At 74.4% G+C, this 17,864-nt stretch carries 14 protein-coding genes; 9 read left to right on the top strand and 5 right to left on the bottom strand.

The features are described 5' to 3' along the window. Positions 1-18: 18 nt before the first annotated feature. The gene (locus BM064_RS03350) at positions 19-1,161 is read right to left on the bottom strand and encodes a methyltransferase (RefSeq protein ID WP_092857881.1); all 1,143 of its coding nucleotides are present in this window, start codon (positions 1,159-1,161) and stop codon (positions 19-21) included. 5 nt (positions 1,162-1,166) lie between these two features. Next, the gene (locus tag BM064_RS03345) at positions 1,167-2,042 is read right to left on the bottom strand and encodes a polyprenyl synthetase family protein (RefSeq protein ID WP_092857879.1); all 876 of its coding nucleotides are present in this window, start codon (positions 2,040-2,042) and stop codon (positions 1,167-1,169) included. Between the two features lie 140 nt (positions 2,043-2,182). Between BM064_RS03345 and crtD the strand changes: the two genes are divergently transcribed. The 9 genes from crtD to BM064_RS03300 all read left to right on the top strand — a co-directional run bounded on the left by crtD (position 2,183) and on the right by BM064_RS03300 (position 14,087). After that, positions 2,183-3,751 carry a 1-hydroxycarotenoid 3,4-desaturase CrtD gene (crtD, locus tag BM064_RS03340; protein ID WP_092857877.1) on the top strand — a complete coding sequence of 523 codons (1,569 nt, stop codon included), beginning with the start codon at positions 2,183-2,185 and terminating at the stop codon, positions 3,749-3,751. Beyond that, positions 3,748-4,614 (top strand): hypothetical protein, encoded by an 867-nt coding sequence (locus BM064_RS03335; protein WP_092857875.1) that lies wholly within the window; start codon positions 3,748-3,750, stop codon positions 4,612-4,614. Before crtD ends, BM064_RS03335 begins: the two co-directional genes overlap by 4 nt. A 130-nt stretch (positions 4,615-4,744) precedes the next feature. Continuing rightward, a complete protein-coding gene (locus BM064_RS03330; RefSeq protein ID WP_092857873.1) occupies positions 4,745-7,135 on the top strand; it encodes a molybdopterin-containing oxidoreductase family protein in 2,391 nt (796 codons plus the stop codon). 175 nt (positions 7,136-7,310) lie between these two features. After that, on the top strand, positions 7,311-8,903 hold the full coding sequence (locus BM064_RS03325) for an ABC transporter substrate-binding protein (RefSeq protein ID WP_092857871.1): 1,593 nt from the start codon (positions 7,311-7,313) through the stop codon (positions 8,901-8,903). Between the two features lie 207 nt (positions 8,904-9,110). Further along, positions 9,111-10,202, top strand: coding sequence for a M24 family metallopeptidase (locus tag BM064_RS03320; protein ID WP_092857869.1), 1,092 nt, complete (start codon positions 9,111-9,113; stop codon positions 10,200-10,202). Beyond that, positions 10,202-11,209, top strand: coding sequence for an ABC transporter permease subunit (locus BM064_RS03315; protein ID WP_092857867.1), 1,008 nt, complete (start codon positions 10,202-10,204; stop codon positions 11,207-11,209). The genes BM064_RS03320 and BM064_RS03315 overlap by 1 nt, the downstream gene beginning before the upstream one ends. Positions 11,210-11,213: 4 nt before the next feature. Continuing rightward, entirely contained in the window at positions 11,214-12,119 is a 906-nt protein-coding gene (locus tag BM064_RS03310; protein WP_092857865.1) for an ABC transporter permease subunit, read from the top strand. A gap of 4 nt (positions 12,120-12,123) precedes the next feature. After that, complete coding sequence (locus tag BM064_RS03305; protein ID WP_092857863.1) at positions 12,124-13,101, top strand: ABC transporter ATP-binding protein; 978 nt, start codon at positions 12,124-12,126, stop codon at positions 13,099-13,101. Further along, entirely contained in the window at positions 13,098-14,087 is a 990-nt protein-coding gene (locus tag BM064_RS03300; RefSeq protein WP_092857861.1) for an ABC transporter ATP-binding protein, read from the top strand. Before BM064_RS03305 ends, BM064_RS03300 begins: the two co-directional genes overlap by 4 nt. Positions 14,088-14,139: 52 nt before the next feature. On the opposite strand, the gene BM064_RS03295 is transcribed toward BM064_RS03300, so the two are convergent. The 3 genes from BM064_RS03295 to BM064_RS03285 are packed head-to-tail and all read right to left on the bottom strand — an operon-like array spanning position 14,140 to position 17,815. After that, positions 14,140-16,455, bottom strand: a complete 2,316-nt coding sequence (locus BM064_RS03295) for a xanthine dehydrogenase family protein molybdopterin-binding subunit (RefSeq protein WP_092857859.1) — start codon at positions 16,453-16,455, stop codon at positions 14,140-14,142. Beyond that, on the bottom strand, positions 16,452-16,955 hold the full coding sequence (locus BM064_RS03290; protein ID WP_092857857.1) for a (2Fe-2S)-binding protein: 504 nt from the start codon (positions 16,953-16,955) through the stop codon (positions 16,452-16,454). The genes BM064_RS03295 and BM064_RS03290 overlap by 4 nt, the downstream gene beginning before the upstream one ends. Beyond that, positions 16,952-17,815 (bottom strand): FAD binding domain-containing protein, encoded by an 864-nt coding sequence (locus tag BM064_RS03285; RefSeq protein ID WP_092857855.1) that lies wholly within the window; start codon positions 17,813-17,815, stop codon positions 16,952-16,954. The genes BM064_RS03290 and BM064_RS03285 overlap by 4 nt, the downstream gene beginning before the upstream one ends. Positions 17,816-17,864: the final 49 nt, after the last annotated feature.

Genomic DNA, 17,864 nt, shown 5'->3' with positions numbered 1-17,864 from the left:
TCAGAAAATGTTGACGCTTCAGGCGGGTCTGCGGGCGGTGATCACCGTCGCCGCGAAGGACCGCGCCCGGCGCGCCACGCGCACCGACTCGAAGCCCGCCTCGGCCAGCAGGCGGCCGTGGGTCTCGGGATCGCGCGGCGCGCCGGAGGTCATCGCCAGGGTGTAGAAGGCGAAATAGGCGTCCCCGACCCGGTCGGGGCGCCGGCCGCCGGCCATCGGCTCGGCCACGACGATGCGGCCGCCGGGCGGCAGGGCGGCGAAGACGCGGGCGAGAATCGCCCTCGCCGCCGGCTCGTCATGGTCGTAGAGCACCCGCACCAGGCTCGCCGCGTCGGCGCCGGCGGGCAGCGGGGCGGCCAGCATGTCGGCGCCGCGCGACTCCAGCCGGTCGGCGAGGCCGGCGCGCGCGAAGCGGGCCTGCGCCTGCGCCGCCACGGGCGGCAGGTCCACCAGCAGGCCGCGCAGGCGCGGCAGGCGGCGGGCCGCGGTCTCGAGAAAGGTTCCGTCGCCCCCGCCCACGTCCATCAGCCGCCGCACGCCCCTCAGGGCGCCGGCGCGCAGCACCTCCTCGGCCACCATCGCCTGGGAGGCGGCCATCAGGCGCGAGTAGCGCGCGGCCTCCTGCGCCGAGGGCGCGCCGCCGCGCACATAGGACCAGTAGCCGGCGAGCGCGGGCGCCCCCTCGCCCCGCAGCAGCGCCACCGGGTCGGCGAGATCGGCGTAGAGCAGCCGGTGGTGGCGCACCATCTCCCGCACGCCGGCCGCGCCCAGCGTCGCCGCGCCCAGCGGGCCGAGGGCGAAGCGATCCCCCCGCCGTTCCATCAGGCGCAGCGAGACGGCGGCCCGGCACAGCCGCGCCATCGCCTCGGGCGCGAGCCCGGTCCCCGCGGCGAGCGCCTCGGCGGAGCGCGGCCCCTCGCGCAGCCGCTCGAACAGCTCCAGCTCCACGCAGGCGGCGAGGGTCTGGGCGTAGACGAAGCCCGCCACAAGGTCGAACAGCGCCCGCGCCTCGCGCCGCGCCAGCCGCCGGGTCAGGGGAAACCGGTCCGCCCAGGCCTGGAAGCGCGGCGAGGCGATCAGCGCGTCGCGTCGCCGGCGCAGGGCCTCGACGAGGCCGCGGGGGGCCTCCGTCCGTTGGGGCGGATCGGTCAGCGCTGCCATCGCGGTCAGGCGGCGGCCTCGGCGAGGCCCGAGGGCGTCAGCCGCCGCGCCTGCATCCGCACGATCTCGCGCAGCGCGCCCGCGCCGCGGCAGTCGGGAATCGCGGCGACGGCCTCCTCGAGGATCTCGGCCAGGCGCCGCGCGGCGCCGGCGACGCCCAGCTCGGCCACCGCGCTGGGCCGGGCCAGCGCCTGGTCCTGGCCGGCGGGCTTGCCCAGCTCTTCCTCGGTCAGCAGCGCGTCGCGCAGGTCGTCGGCGACCTGGTAGGCCTCGCCGATGCGGGCGCCCATCGCCTCCCACCGGTCGGCCTCGGCGCCGGCGGCGAGCGCGCCCATCCGCGTCGCCGCGACGAACAGCGCCCCGGTCTTGGCGCGGTGATAGGCCGAGACGTCGACCCGCGGCTCGCTCTCCCAGGCCTGGCCGGCGCAGATGCCGAAGGGCGCGCCGGAGAAGCGCGCCAGCGTCGCCACCAGCCCGCCCAGCCGCGCGCTCCGCGCGGGACCGGCGTCGCCCTCGGTCAGCGCCTCGAAGGCCGCCACGATCAGCGCATCGCCCGCCAGCAGGGCGATCGGCTCCCCGAAGGCCGCGTGGACCGAGGCCCTGCCCCGCCGCACCGCGGCCCCGTCGAAGCAGGGCAGGTCGTCATGGGCGAGGCTGGCGCAGTGGATCAGCTCGACCGCCGCGGCGGCCGCGTCGCTGAGCGCGGGCGCGTCGTCGCCGCAGGCGGCGGCGACCGCGAGGCAGAGCTGCGGGCGCACCCGCGCGCCGCCGGGGAACACCGCATGTTCGATCGCCTCGGTCAGCCGCGGCGGGGCGGCGCCCTCGCGCCGGCGATGCATCGCGCCCCGCAGGGCGGCTTCGATCCTGGCGGCTGCGTCCATCTGGGCTCTCCCGGGCTGTGTCCGCGCGGCCCGGGGCCTGGAGCCGGCGGGCAGGAGGCGGAGGCGCGCCGCACGCATCGGCCGCCATATGTAAATTAAACTGGACATGTGCAGCACTGATGTCAACAATACATGACATCATGACCAGGGTTTCCGAGGACAGGGCGGTGGTGATCGGCGCCGGCTTCGGCGGGCTGGCCGCCGCCGCGCGCCTGGCCCATGCCGGCCTGCGCGTGACCCTGGTCGAGGCCGCCTCCGCCCCCGGCGGCAAGGCCCGCGCCCTGCCCGGCCCCCGCGGCCCGGTCGACGCGGGCCCCACGGTGCTGACCCTGCGCGGGGTCTTCGACGACCTCTTCGCCACGCTCGGCGACGACCTCGACGCGCGGCTGCGCCTGACGCCCGCGCGTCGGCTCGCCCGCCACGCCTGGCAGGACGGCTCGCGCCTCGACCTGCACGCGGACCCGGCCGAGTCCGAGGCCGCCGTCGCCGCCTTCGCCGGGCCGCGCGCGGCGGCGGAGTTCGCGGCCTTCTCGGCCCGCTGCCGGCGCCTGTTCGAGGCCTTCGACGCCCCCTTCATGCGCGCCGCAAGGCCCACGCCCCTGTCGGTCGCCCGGGCGCTCGCGCCCTCGGCCGGGCGTCTGCTGCGCGACATGGCGCCGGGGCGCAGCCTCGCCTCGGCGCTCCAGGGGGCCTTCTCCGACCCGCGCCTGCGCCAGCTCTTCGGGCGCTATGCGACCTATGTCGGCGGATCGCCCTTCCGCACGCCCGCGATGCTGATGCTGATCTGGCAGGCCGAGGCCGCGGGCGTCTGGCGCGTGGCGGGGGGCATGCATGCGCTCGCCGCCGCCATGGCCGCGCTCGCCGAGCGGGCCGGCGCCGAGCTGCGCTTCGGCCGGGGCGCGGCGCGCATCGAGCTCGCCCGCGGCCGCGTCGCCGGCGTGATCCTGGAGGGGGGCGAGCGCCTGCCGGCCGAGGTCGTGGTCTTCGCCGGCGACCCCGAGGCGCTGGCCCGCGGGCTGCTCGGCCCCCTGCCCGGCCTTCGCCCGCGGCCGCGGGGGCGGCGCTCGCTCTCGGCCGACGTCTGGGCCTTCACGGCGCGGGCCGAGGGCTTTCCGCTGATCCACCACAACGTGCTCTTCGCCCCCTCCCCGGAGGCGGAGTTCGGCCCCATCGCCCGGGGCCGGCGGCCCGAGGCGCCCACGCTCTACATCTGCGCGCAGGACCGGGGCGACGCGCCCGCGGCGAAGCCGGGGCCCGAGCGCTTCGAGATCATCCTCAACGCCCCGCCCGTCGATCCCCACGCCCCGCCCGATCCGCAGGAGCACGCGCGATGCCTCGACATCCTGAGCCGCCGGCTGGAGAGCTGGAGCCTCGGCCTGAGCCCGGCGCCCGGCCCGGCGGCGCTGACCACGCCCACGGGCTTCGCGCGCCGGTTCCCGGGGACGGACGGGTCGATCTACGGCGCGTCGCCCCACGGGGCGACGGCGGCCTTCCGCCGGCCGACGGCGCGCACGGCGACGCCGGGGCTCTACCTCGCGGGGGGCGGGACGCATCCGGGGCCGGGGGCGCCGATGGCGACCCTGTCCGGCGGTTTGGCGGCGGGGGCCGTGATCTCGGACCGCGCTTCGACGCCCCGGTTCCGCCCGGCGGCTACGCCTGGTGGTATCTCGACGCCATCGACCGCGAGGCCCGGCGCGCCGTCTCGGTGATCTTCTTCATCGGCTCGGTGTTCTCGCCCTGGTACGCCTGGGCCGGGCGGCGCGATCCGCTGGACCATTGCTGCGTGAACGTGCTGCTCTCGGGCCCCGGCGGGCGCTGGACGATGACCGAGCGCGGCGCGGGAGAGGTCGCGCGCGACGCCCGCCGCCTGCGCATCGGGCGCAGCTCGCTGGAGTGGGACGGGGGGACCCTGACCGCGCGGCTCGACGAGCGGGCCTTCCCCCATCTCGACCGGGTGCGGGGCGAGATCGCGATCCGCCCCGCGGCCCTGAGCGACGTCGAGGTCCGCCTCGACCCCGCCGGCCGTCACCTGTGGCGCCCCTACGCCCCGCGCGCGCAGGCCGAGGTCGCCTTCGCGCGCCGCGGCTTCGAGTGGCGGGGCGAGGGCTATTTCGACGCCAACGCCGGCGCCCGGCCGCTGGAGCGCGATTTCCGCCGCTGGCACTGGAGCTGCCTGCACGGGCGCGACCGCTCCACCTGCCTCTACGAGGTCGAGCCCCGGGACGGCGCGCCCCTGTCGCTGGCGCTGGGCTTCGACGACGCGGGCGGCGTGCAGCGGCTGGCGCCGCCCCCGCCCGCGCCGCTGCCCGCGGGGTTCTGGCGGGTGCGCCGCGCGACGCGGGCCGATCCGGGGCCCACGCCCCGCACGGCGCGCACGCTGCTCGACGCGCCGTTCTACGTCCGCTCGGCGATCCGCACGCGGATCGGGGGCGAGACGGGGCTCGCGATGCACGAATCCCTCGACCTCGACCGGTTCGCCAACCCGCTGGTGCGCGCGGCGCTGGCCTTCCGCATCCCCCGCCGGCGGGGCCGCCCCCGCCCGGCCCCGGCGCAGGACGGGCGCGACGCATAGGCGCCCGCCCCATCGCGGGCGACGGTCCGCGTCGCGCCGGGTGCGCGCTGGACAGGCCGGTCCCGCATCGGGAAGACTGCCCGGGCGGCGCCCCGGCGCGGGGGCCGCCCGGCCCGACAGGGAGGCGACCATGGCCCTCGACGCTTCGACCCGCACGACCGTGGCGAGCTACTGCGCGCTGTGCACCTCGCGCTGCGGCGCGGTGGCGACGGTGGAGGGCGGGCGGCTGAAGGCCCTCGCCCCCGACCCCTCGCATCCCACCGGCAAGGCCCTGTGCCTGAAGGGAAAGATGGCGCCGGAGATGGTCTACGACCCCGGCCGCCTGCTGCATCCCGTGCGCCGCACGCGCCCCAAGGGCGACCCCGACCCGGGGTGGGAGCGGATCACCTGGGACGAGGCGCTGGACCTGGTCGCCGCGCGGCTGACCGCGCTCGCCGCCGCGCACGGGCCGGAGACGGTGGCCTTCAACACCGCCTCGCCCTCGACCTCGGCGCTGTCGGATTCGCGCCACTGGGTCGTGCGCCTGCGCCGCGCCTTCGGCAGCCCCAACCAGTCGACCTCCTACGAGCTCTGCGGCTGGGGGCGGTGGATGGCGAACCTCTACTCCTTCGGCGCCGCCCTGCCCGCCGGGGTGATGCCGGACCTGGAGCGGGCGGGCTGCATCCTGCTGTGGGGCTACAACCCCACCGTCTCGCGCATCGCCCACGCCACGGCGACCGTCGCCGCCGTGGCGCGGGGGGCGAAGCTGATCGCCGTCGACCCGCGCAACGCGGGCCTCGCGCGGCGCGCCGACGAATGGCTGCGGGTCCGCCCGGGGACCGACGGGGCGCTGGCGCTGGGGCTCTCGCACGTGATGATCCGCAACGGCTGGCACGACGCGGCGTTCCTGCGCGCCTGGACCAACGCCCCGGCGCTGGTGCGCGAGGACGACGGCCGCCTGCTGCGCGCGGCCGACCTCGGGCTGGAGGGCGACGCGCTCGTCGGCTGGTCGACCGCCCTCGGCGCGCCGACGCCCCTGCGCCTGGGCGAGGCCGACCCCGCCCTCGCCCTGACCGGCCGCGTCGAGGTTCCGACGCCCGACGGCCCCGTCCCCTGCCGCCCCGTCTTCGACCTCTGGTCCGAGATCTGCGCCCGCCACGACCCCGCCACGGTCGAGGCGCTGACCGACGTCCCCGCCGACCAGATCGAGCGCACGGCGGAGCTGATCCACACCTCCCGCCCGCTCGCCTACATGACCTGGAGCGGGCTCGAGCAGCAGTCGAACGCCACGCAGTCGGCGCTCGCCATCGGGCTGCTCTATGCGCTGACCGGCGACTACGACGCGCCCGGCGGCAACGTCGAGCTGCCCGTGGTCCCCCAGGCCGACGTGCAGGGGGGCGAGTTCCTCTCGCCCGAGCAGCGCGCGAAGACCGTGGGGCGGGAGACGCGGCCGCTCGGCCCCGCGGCCTTCGAGGAGGCGAACTCCGCCGACATCTACCGCGCGATCCTGGAGGGGGAGCCCTACCGCATCCGCGGCCTGGTCAGCTTCGGCTCGAACCTGGTGATGGCCCACGCCGACGGCGACGCGGCGGTGAAGGCGCTGGCCGCGCTCGATTTTCACGTGCATGTCGACCTGCGCCTGAACCCCGCGGCCGCGTTCGCCGACGTGGTGCTCCCCGCCGCCACGCCCTTCGAGACCGAGGGGCTGAAGGTCGGCTTCGAGATCAGCGCCGAGGCCAACGGCCTGGTGCAGCTCCGCCGCCCCCTGGTCGAGCCGCAGGGCGAGGCGCGCGCCGACGCCGAGATCGTCTTCGACCTCGCCCGCCGCATGGGCCTGGGCGAGCGGTTCTGGGACGGGGACCTGGACGCGGGGATGCGCGCGATCCTCGCCCCCAGCGGCATCGACCTCGAAACCCTGCGCGCGCGGCCCGAGGGGGTGCGCGTCCCCCTCGCCCACCGGCCGCGCAAGTATGCCGAGGCGGGCCCCGACGGGCCGCGCGGCTTCGCCACCCCCTCGCGGCGGGTGGAGCTCTATTCGCAGACGCTGCTGGACCACGGCCACGACCCGCTGCCCGACTACCAGCCGCCCCTGGTCGCGCCCCGCCATGCGCCGCGCTATCCGCTGACGCTGACCTGCGCCAAGGACACGCTGTATTGCGAGACGCAGAATCGCGGCGTCCCGGGCCTGCGCCGCCGGCAGCCGGACCCGCCCGTCGACCTGCACCCCCAGGCCGCCGCCGCCCGCGGCATCGCCGAGGGCGACTGGGTGCGCATCCGCACGCCCCACGGCGCCTCGCAGGCCCGCGCCCGGTTCGACCGCACGCTCGCCCCCGACGTGGTCTGCGGCCAGCACGGCTGGTGGGAGCCCTGCGAGGAGATCGGCGCCCCCGGCTATCCCGCCGTCGGGCCCGGGAACGCCAATTTCAACGCCATGATCGGCCATGACGCGGTCGACCCGCTCAGCGGCTCCGTCCCGCTGCGCGCCTATGTCTGCGAGGTCGAGCGGATCGGGCCGGAGACGCCGCCGTTGATCAAACGGTAAATACAACGCATGGTTGACGCCGGGACGCGTGTTGACTTCTCGCGCACGTAAGCCGAGCCTCCGCCGCCACCCGGACACGCTTTCCGCGGCGCCCGCCTCGACAGGCCGGGCCGGAACGCGTGGGGAGTTCGGGTGAACAGGTCGCTCGCAACGACCGAAACAGGGAACCAGACTGATGAACCTCATCGCCAAGGCGGCCGCCGCCATCCTCGCCGGGAGCCTCGTCGCGGGCGCGGCGCAGGCCAAGACCCTCGTCTATTGCTCGGAGGGGTCGCCCGAGGGCTTCGACCCGGCGCTCTACACCGCCGGCACCACCTTCGACGCCTCCTCCCACCCGGTCTACAACCAGCTCGTCGAGTTCGTGACCGGCTCGACCGAGATCCAGCCCGGCCTCGCCGAGCGCTGGGAGGTGTCCGAGGACGGGCTCGAGTACACCTTCCACCTGCGCCAGGGCGTGAAGTTCCACGCCAACGACCAGTTCACGCCGACGCGCGACTTCAACGCCGACGACGTGATCTTCACGTTCGAGCGGCAGTGGAAGGACGACAACCCGATGCACACGGCCTCGGGCGGCACCTGGGAGTATTTCCAGGGCATGTCGATGCCCGACCTGCTGAAGTCGATCGAGAAGGTGGACGACTACACCGTCAAGTTCGTGCTCAACCGGCCCGAGGCGCCGATGATCGCGAACCTGGCGATGGACTTCGCCTCGATCGTCTCCAAGGAATACGCCGACGCCATGCTCGCGGCCGGCACGCCCGAGATGCTCAACCAGGCGCCGATCGGCACCGGCCCGTTCTCCTTCGTGGGCTACCAGAAGGACGCGGTGATCCGCTACGCCGCCAACCCCGACTACTGGAAGGGCGCCTCGCCGCTCGACAGCCTGGTCTTCGCCATCACCCCCGACGCTTCGGTCCGCTACCAGAAGCTGAAGGCGGGCGAGTGCCACGTGATGCCCTATCCCAACCCCGCCGACATCGAGGCGATGAAGGCGGACGAGGACATCGAGCTTCTGCAGCAGCAGGGCCTGAACGTGGGCTACCTCGCCTATTCGACCCAGGTCGCGCCCTTCGACAACCCGAAGGTCCGCAAGGCCCTGAACATGGCGATGGACAAGCAGGCGATCATCGACGTCGTCTTCCAGGGCGCGGGCGAGATCGCCAAGAACCCGATCCCGCCGACCATCTGGTCCTACAACGACGCCGTCGAGGACGACGCCTACGATCCCGAGGCGGCGAAGAAGATGCTCGAGGAAGAGGGCGTCGCCGACCTGTCCATGAAGATCTGGGCGATGCCGGTGCAGCGTCCCTACAACCCCAACGCCCGGCGCATGGCCGAGCTGATCCAGGCCGACTTCGCCAAGGTCGGCGTGACGGTCGAGATCGTCTCCTACGAGTGGGGCGAGTATCTGCAGCGCTCCAAGGAAGTGGACCGCGACGGCGCGGTGCTGCTGGGCTGGACCGGCGACAACGGCGACCCGGACAACTTCCTCGCGGTGCTGCTGGGCTGCGACGCCGTCGGCGGCTCGAACCGCGCCCAGTGGTGCGACGAGGAATTCGACGCCCTGATCCAGAAGGCCAAGGTCACCTCCGACGTGGCCGAGCGCACGAAGCTCTACGAGGAGGCCCAGGTCCGCTTCAAGGATCAGGCCCCCTGGGCGACCATCGCGCACTCGACCGTGTTCATGCCGGTGCGTCCCGAGGTCGAGGGCTACAAGGTCCACCCGCTGGGCGGCCACATCTTCTACGGCGTCGACCTGGCCGAGTGACGCGGTCGCGCTGACCCGGGACGAGGGCGCGTGCGCCCCCGCGATCCCCTGAGGAACGGCCCGCGCCCGGAGCGATCCGGGCGCGGGCCTGTTGCATTGCGGCGCCGCCTCGGATAGGCGCTCGCGCCAATTCCGCGAACGTCAGGGCCGCGGCCGCCGACGCGGTCCCGGCCCCCTCGCACGAGCCGACGCCAGAAGCGAGCTTGCATGACCCTTGATCTCTCCGAGCTCCGCGCGATCGCGCGCGATCTCGACGTGGACGCCGTGGCGCTGGTGCCCGGCGCCAACTTCGCCCGCGCCATCGGCGGCGACTTCCACACCTCCGAACGGCCGCTGGTGGTGGTGGTGCCGCCCCGGGGCGAGCCCGCCGCCGTGGTGCCCAACCTCGAGCTCGGCAGCTTCGCGCAGCTCGGCTTCCCCGGCGCGGTCTTCGACTGGCGCGACCAGGACGGCTACGACGCCGCCTTCGCGGCGCTGGCCCGCGCCCTGCCCCTGCGCCGCGTCGCGGTCGAGGGCCAGGTGATGCGGGTCTTCGTCCACCATGCGCTGCGCGCGGCCTTCCCGCAGATCGAGGTGGTCGACGCCGAGCGCGAGATCTCCGCCCTGCGCCTGTGCAAGACCGAGGCCGAGATCGCCGCGATGGAGCAGGCGATCCGCATCTCCGAGGCCGCGCTGGGCGAGGTGCTGGACGACCTGCGCGTCGGCATGACCGAGCGCGAGGTCGAGCGTCGCCTGCTCGCCGCCCTCTTCGCCCACGGGGCCGAGGGGCTGGCCTTCGGGCCCATCGTGGCCGCCGGCGCCAACGCCGCCCTGCCCCACGCCCATGCCCGCGACGTGGCGATCGAGGCCGGCGACGCGCTGCTGTTCGACTTCGGCGCGGCCTGGGGCGGGCTGAACGCCGACGTCACCCGCACCGTCTTCGTGGGCCACGCGTCCGACGAGGACGCGGCGGTCTACGCGACCGTGCTGGCCGCCAACGAGGCCGCCATCGCCGCCACCCGCCCCGGCGCCACCGCCCACGAGATCGACGACGCCGCGACCTCGGTGCTCGAGGCCTCGCCCTTCGCCGAGTTCATCCTCACCAAGACCGGCCACGGCCTGGGACGGGAGGTGCACGAGGCGCCCTGGATCATGCGCGGCAACCGGCAGGTCCTCGCTCCCGGAATGGTGTATACCGACGAGCCGGGGCTCTACCTGCCCGGGCGCCTCGGCGTGCGGATCGAGGACGACGTGCTGGTCACGCAGACCGGCGCCCGCGTCCTGACCGCCTTCCCGAAAACCCTCACGGTGGTCGGCTGATGCTCAAGTTCCTTCTCTCCCGCCTGCTCACGTTCCTTCCGACCTTCTTCGGCGTGACGCTGATCTCCTTCGCCTTCATCCGCGCCCTGCCGGGCGACCCGATCATCGTCATGGCCGGCGAGCGCGGCATCACCGAGGAGCGCCACGCCGAGCTGGTGCGCCAGTTCGGCTTCGACCGGCCGATCTGGGAGCAATACCTCGACTACCTCTGGGGCGTGATGCAGGGCGACCTGGGCCAGAGCTTCGTGACCAAGAAGCCGGTCTGGGACGAGTTCTTCGCCCTGTTCCCCGCGACGCTCGAGCTGTCGGTCTGCGCCATGGCCTTCGCGGTGCTGCTGGGCCTGCCGGCCGGCGTGATCGCCGCGGTGAACCGCGGCAAGTTCTTCGACCGGGCGCTGATGTCGACGGCGCTGGTCGGCTACTCGATGCCGATCTTCTGGTGGGCGCTCCTGCTGATCATCGTGGTCTCGGGCTGGCTGCAGTGGACGCCGGTCTCGGGGCGCATCTCGCTGATGTTCTTCTTCCCCCAGCCCACCGGCTTCATGCTGATCGACAGCCTGATCTCGGGCGAGAAGGGGGCCTTCGCCTCGGCCGTGCAGCACCTGATCCTGCCGACCGTCGTGCTGGGCACCATCCCGCTGGCGGTGATCGCGCGCCAGACCCGCTCGGCCATGCTCGAGGTGCTGTCGGAGGACTACATCCGCACCGCGCGGGCCAAGGGCCTCGGCCCCTTCGGCATCAACGGCGTGCACGCGCTGCGCAACGCCCTGATCCCGGTGGTGACCGTCATCGGCCTCTCGGTCGGCACGCTGCTCGCCGGCGCGATCCTGACCGAGACGATCTTCTCCTGGCCCGGCATCGGCAAGTGGATGGTCGATTCGATCTTCCGGCGCGACTACCCCGCGGTGCAGGGGGGCCTGCTGCTGATCGCCGTGATCGTGATGATCGTGAACCTGACCGTGGACGTGGTCTACGGCTTCATCAACCCGCGCATCCGGAAGGGCTGAGAGCATGGTCGACGCCTCCAACCTCCCCGCCTCGGCGGGCGCGAAACGCCCCGGCCAGCTCTCCGAGTTCTGGCGCTATTTCAAGGAGAACCGCGGCGCCGTCATCGGCATGTGGGTCTTCGCGGCCTTCGTCGCGGTCGCCGTGCTGGCGGACCTGATCGCCCCCCACGACCCGATCGTGCAGTATCGCGACCACCTCCTGCAGCCCCCGTTCTGGGTCGAGGGCGGAAGCTGGGAGTTTCCGCTGGGCACCGATGCGGTGGGCCGCGACATGCTCTCGCGCCTGCTGCACGGCGCGCGGTTCTCGTTCTACGTCGGCGTGGTGGTGGTGGCCTTCGCGGCCTCCGGCGGCATCGTCATCGGGCTGCTGGCGGGCTTCGCGCCCAAGTGGGTCGACACGCTGATCATGCGGGTGATGGACATCATCCTCGCCTTCCCCTCGCTGCTGCTGGCGCTGGTGCTGGTGGCGATCCTGGGGCCGTCGCTGACCAACGCGATGATCGCCATCGCCATCGTCCTGCAGCCCCATTACGTGCGCCTGACCCGCGCCTCGGCCCTGTCGGAGCGGTCCAAGGACTACGTCACCGCGGCCCGCGTCGCCGGCGCCTCGAAGCTGCGGCTGATGTTCATCACCGTGCTGCCCAACTGCCTGTCGCCGATCATCGTGCAGGGGGCCCTGTCCTTCTCCACCGCCATCCTCGACGCCGCCGCGCTGGGCTTCCTCGGCATGGGCGCCCAGCCGCCGACGCCAGAGTGGGGGACGATGCTGGCCGAAGCGCGGGAGTTCATCCTGCGCGCCTGGTGGGTGGTCACCTTCCCCGGCCTCGCGATCCTGGTGACGGTGCTGGCGATCAACCTGATGGGCGACGGTCTGCGCGACGCGCTGGACCCGAAGCTGAAGCGGAGCTGAGATCATGGCGCTGCTTGAAATCCGCGACCTCTCGGTCGAATTCGCCACCGCCGGCGGGACCTTCCGCGCGGTCGACGGCGTGGACGTGAGCGTGGACCAGGGCGAGCTGCTCGCCATCGTGGGCGAAAGCGGGTCGGGCAAGTCCGTCTCGATGCTCGCCATGATGGGCCTGCTGCCCTGGACCGCCACGATCACCGCCGAGGTGATGCGCTTCGACGGCCACGACCTGCTGGGCATGTCGGCGCGCCAGCGCCGCCGGATCATCGGCCGCGACATGGCGATGATCTTCCAGGAGCCGATGAGCTCGCTGAACCCCTGCTTCACCGCCGGCTTCCAGATCAAGGAGGCGCTGCGCCTGCACACCGACCTCGACCGCCGCGCGCGCCACGCCCGCGCGGTCGAGCTGTTCGAGATGGTCGGCATCCCGGACCCCGAGGCGCGGCTGCGCGCCTTCCCCCACCAGCTCTCGGGCGGCATGTCCCAGCGGGTGATGATCGCCATGGCGCTCGCCTGCGACCCCAAGCTGCTGATCGCCGACGAGCCGACCACCGCGCTCGACGTCACCATCCAGGCCCAGATCCTCGAGCTTCTGACCACCCTCCAGCAGGAGCAGGGGATGGCCCTGATCCTGATCACCCACGACATGGGCGTGGTGGCCGAGACGGCGGAGCGGGTGCAGGTCCAGTACGCGGGTCAGAAGGTCGAGGAGCAGCCGGCGATCCCGCTCTTCTCCACCCCGCGCCACCCCTATACGGCCGCCCTGCTCGCGGCCCTGCCCGAGCGCGCGACCGAGCGGCGCCTGCCGACCATCCCCGGCATCGTGCCCGGCCAGTTCGACCGGCCGCCCGGCTGCCTCTTCGCGCCGCGCTGCCGCTTCGCCGACGACCGCTGCCGGAGCACGCCGCCGAAGCCGGCCTCGCCCGAGCTCGGCCTCGCGCGCTGCCACTATCCCCTGACCCACGCCGCGGAGGCCGAGGCATGAGCGTCCAGACCCAGGCCCCCGCCCAGGCGGAGGCCGCCCCCGCCCTCGTCGCCCGCAACCTCTCGCGCTGGTACGAGGTGAAGGGCGGCTTCCTCGGCAAGCCCCGCACGGTGAAGGCGCTGTCGGAGGCCTCCTTCACCCTCCATGCCGGCGAGACGCTGGCGGTGGTCGGCGAGAGCGGCTGCGGCAAGTCCACCCTCGCCCGCCTGGTCGCGATGATCGAGCCCCCCACCGGCGGGACCTTCGAGATCGGCGGCGTGAAGGCGCAGGGCGAGGCGCTCAAGCGCCTGCGCACCGACGTGCAGATCGTCTTCCAGGACCCCTACGGCTCGCTCAACCCGCGCCAGCGCATCGGCTCGATCCTGGAGGAGCCCCTCCTGATCAACCGCCCCGACATGCCGAAAGCCGAGCGGGAGCGGCGCGCGCGCGAGACGCTTGCCCTCACCGGCCTGCGCCCCGAGCATTACGACCGCTATCCGCACATGTTCTCCGGCGGCCAGCGCCAGCGCATCGCGGTGGCGCGCGCGCTGATGCTGGACCCCAAGGTGCTGGTGCTGGACGAGCCGGTCTCGGCGCTGGACCTCTCGGTGCAGAGCCAGATCCTCAACCTGCTGATCGACCTGCAGGAGCGGCTGAACCTCGCCTATCTCTTCATCTCCCACGACCTGTCGGTGGTGAAGCACATGGCCGACAAGGTGGCGGTGATGTATCTCGGCCGCCCGGTGGAGATCGGGACCCGCGACGCGGTCTTCGCCGCCCCGCGCCACCCCTACACGCGCGCGCTGCTCTCGGCGACGCCCAAGGCCGATCCCCGCCAGAAGCGCAACCGGATCCGGCTGGAGGGGGAGCTGCCCTCGCCCCTCAACGTCCCCCCCGGCTGCCCCTTCGCGCCGCGCTGCTGGAAGGCGCAGCCGATCTGCCGGCAGGAACGTCCGGAGCTCTCCGGCGCCCCCACCCTGGCCGCCTGCCACTTCCCCGAGGCCTGAGCGCCCCGCGCCCTCGCCCGCCCTCGCGCGGGCGGCGGGGGCGCGGCCCCGCTCAGTCCCGGCCGCCCCGGCCGCGGAGCAGCGCCAGCACCCGCGGCGGGGTCAGCGGCAGCGCGCCCACGCGCACGCCCCCCGCGTTCGCCACCGCGCAGGCGATGGCGGCGGGGACGTTGAGGATCGGGACCTCCCCCGCCCCCTTGATCCCCAGCGGCCCGATCGAGGGGCCGCCCTCGTGCAGGATCGCCTCCACCCGCGGCACGTCCAGCGCGCCGGGGATGCGGTAGGTCTCGAAGCCGGTCTGGCGGATCGCGCCGGCGGCGTCGTGGGTGATCTCCTCGTGCAGCGCGTAGCCGAGGCCCTGCGCCACCCCGCCCTGAATCTGCCCGCGCACCGCGCGCGGGTTCAGGGCGAGGCCCACGTCCTGCACCACGCGGTAGGCCAGCACCTCGACATGGCCGGTGTCGGGGTCGAGGGCGATCTCGGCCTCGTGGACGGCGTGGACGGGGATGTCGATCGCCTCGATGAAATGCCCCGCCGTGCAGCCGGGCATGGCGGGCTCGCCCGGCGCGGTGAAGGCGCCATGGCCGGCGACGGGCCCGAGGGAGGCCTGGATCCGGCCGACCAGCTCGGGGATCGGCACGCCGGCGCCCGGGGAGGCCGCGATCTCGGCCCGCCCGTCGCGCAGGATCAGGCCGGAGGCGGGGGTCTGGAGCATCTCCGCGGCCGCTTCCAGCAGCTGCGCGCGCACCGCCGCGCAGGCCTCCAGGCTGGCGGCGCCCAGCGAGACGGTGGTGCGCCCGCCCCCCACCCCCATGTCGAGCCCGCTGGCGTCGGTGTCGGCCTGGCGGACCACGACCTTGTCGGGCGCGATCCCCAGCTGCGCCGCCACGATCTGCGGCAGCCCCTGGGCCATCGAGCCTGACCCGATCTCCACCCCCGCTGTGACCAGCGTCGCCGAGCCGTCGTCATGCAGATGCACCGTGGCCGAGGACGGCCCCACGAAGACGAACCAGGTCCCCACCGTCCGCGCCCGGCCATAGAGGCGGCCGTCCGGGAGCGTGCCCGACAGGGCCGGCAGCACGGGGACGGAGGCGTCCTCCATCCGCTCCAGCATCTCGCCCAGCACGTTCCCGCGGAACACCTGCCCCGTGGCGCCGATGTCGCCGTCGCCGACCACGTTGGCGCGGCGGAATTCCAGCGGGTCGAGGCCCAGCTGGGCGCAGATCTCGTCGGTATGCCGCTCCAGCGCGAAGGTGCAGTAGACGCCGTTGCAGGCGCGGAAGGCGCCGTTGGGGGGCGTGTTGGTGTAGACCGCTTTCGTCACCAGACGGACCGCGCCCAGGCGGTAGTTCCCGCCCAGCGTATGCGCCGTCATGGTGGTGAGAAAAACCTGCTCGCCGCCGTAGGCCCCGCAGTCCATCAGCACCTCGGCGTCGCGGGCGGCGATATGGCCCTGCGGGTCGATGGCGGAGCTGATGCGGATCCGGGCGTTCTCCCGGCAGAGGCAGGAGGCCGCCTCCTCGGCGCGGCTCAGCTCCAGCGCCACCGCCCGCCCGGTCTTGCGGGCGAGGATCGCGGCGATGGGCTCGATGGAGCAGTCGAACTTCAGGCCGAAGCCGCCGCCCACCGGGGGGACGGTGACGCGGACCTGGCTCGGCGCGATGCCCATCACCTCGGCCGTCACCCGGCGCACGGTCCAGGGGGCCTGGGTGGAGCATTCCAGGTGCACGCGGCCGTCCTCCCAGCGGGCGACGGCGGCGCGGGGCTCGAAGGGGACGTGCGACTGGCGGCCGACCTCGTAGGCGCTCTCGACGATGCGCATGGTGGGGTCTGCGAAGGCCGCGTCGACCTCGCCGCGGTCGACGCGGGCCTCCCAGGCGATGTTGTCGCGGCGGTTGCCGCCCTCGACCAGGGTGGCGTAGTCGCGCCAGTCGGGGTGGACGAGGCGGGCGCCGGGGGCGACGGCCTCGTCCAGCGTCAGGCAGGCGGGGTCCGGGTCGATCTCGACCACGATGGCTTTCAGCGCCGCGCGGGCCTGGTCGAGCGTGTCTGCGGCGACGGCGGCCAGCGGCTCTCCGGGCTGGCGGACGTGGCCGCGGGCGAAGAGCGGGTGGTCGGCGACGCCGATCCCGTGCAGGCCGGGGGCGTCGGCGGCGGCGGCGACGCCCCGCACGCCGGGCATCGAGAGCGCCGGCGCCAGGTCCAGCGTCACGATCCGCCCCGCCGGCCCGGTCGCGCGCAGGATGGCGGCGTGCAGCGCCCCCGCCCCCATCCGGTCAACGGTGTAGCGGGTGGCGCCGGTCAGCTTGTCCCGCGCATCGCGGCGCGGCAGGTCGAGCACGTGGGCGGCGGGATCAGGCGCGCTCATTCCGCGGCCTCCTGCTGGGGCCGCAGGGCGAGCACGGCGGCGTCAAGAATGCGCTCGTAGCCCGTGCAGCGGCAGAGATTGCCGGTCATCGCCCGGCGGATGGCCTCCCGGTCCATGGAGGGCTCCGCCTCCAGCACCGGCGCCAGCGCCATGACCATGCCGGGGAAGCACATGCCGCACTGCACGGCGTCCTCCTCCAGCATCGCCCGCTGCAGGGCCGTCGGCAGGGCCGCGTCGTCCACCGGCGCGACCGAGGGCGGGGCGTTGCGGCCCAGCCCCTCGATGGTGACGACCTCGCGGCCATCCACCAGCCCGGCCGGCGTCAGGCAGGCGAGGCGCGGCTCGCCGTCGACATGGACGGTGCAGGCCCCGCAGAACCCCTCCCGGCAGACCGCCTTGGCGCCGGTCAGGCCCAGGTCGCGGCGCAGCAGGTCGACCAGCGGCGTCATCGGGTCGAGGTCGAGGGCGAGCGGCTCGCCGTTCACGCGCAGGCGGATCATGCGGAGGCCTCCAGGGCGGCGAGGGCGCGGCGGACGAGGGCGGGCAGCACCTCGGCCCGATACCAGCCCGGCGCCTCGATCCCCTCGCGCGGCGAGAAGGACGAGAGCAGGCCGGCGGCGGCGGAGGCCCCCGCGGCGGGGTCCAGGGACACGCCGTCCAGCGCCGCCTCCAGCTCCGCCCAGCGGCGGGCGACCGGCTCCACCGAGCCGACGGCGATCACGGGCCGGGAGAGGCGGCCGTCCGCGACCTCGGCGGTCAGCGAGACGATGGCGACCGGGTAGTCGCCCGCCTTGCGCAGCGGCAGGCGGACATGGGCGCCGAGGCGGCCCGCCCGGCGCGGGATGCGGACGCCGGCCACCAGGGCGCCGGGCAGCAGCGCCTCGCGCCGGGCCAGGAACTGCGCCATGTAGACCCGGCCGGGGCCCGAGAGCCGCTCCAGGTCCACATCCGCCTCCAGCGCCAGCAGGGCGCAGGCGAGGTCGGCGGCTGGGAACTCCGTGGCGCAGAGGTTGCCGCCCAGCGTCGCCGCCCGCCGCACGCCGGGGTTGGCCGAGGCGCCGGCGGCGACGGCCAGCGGGGCCAGCTCGGGGATCCCGGCGAGAGCCTCGGCGAGGCGGGCGTGGGTGACCGCGGCGCCGATCTCGGCGGCCTCGGGGGTCAGGTCCAGGCGGCTCAGCGCGGGGATCGCGTGGAGGGAGGCGAAGGCGCCGGTCAGGGGCTCGTCGCGCAGGGCGCTGCGCATCAGCCAGGTGCCCCCGGCCAGCAGCCGGGCGCCGGCGGCCTGCGCCTCGAGCGCCGCGGGGATCGTGGCGGGGGTCAGCAGCCTGCGGGACTCGGCGCTGGAATTGGCGGGGGGCATCCGGCGTCCTTCGATATCTGGGGAGACGGCCGCCACGGGCGCCCCGGGC

This window comes from Albimonas pacifica (genome assembly GCF_900113695.1).
Taxonomy (GTDB): Bacteria; Pseudomonadota; Alphaproteobacteria; order Rhodobacterales; family Rhodobacteraceae; genus Albimonas; species Albimonas pacifica.
Note: the sequence above shows the minus strand (reverse complement) of the source record. Positions and strands in the feature narration are given on the sequence as shown.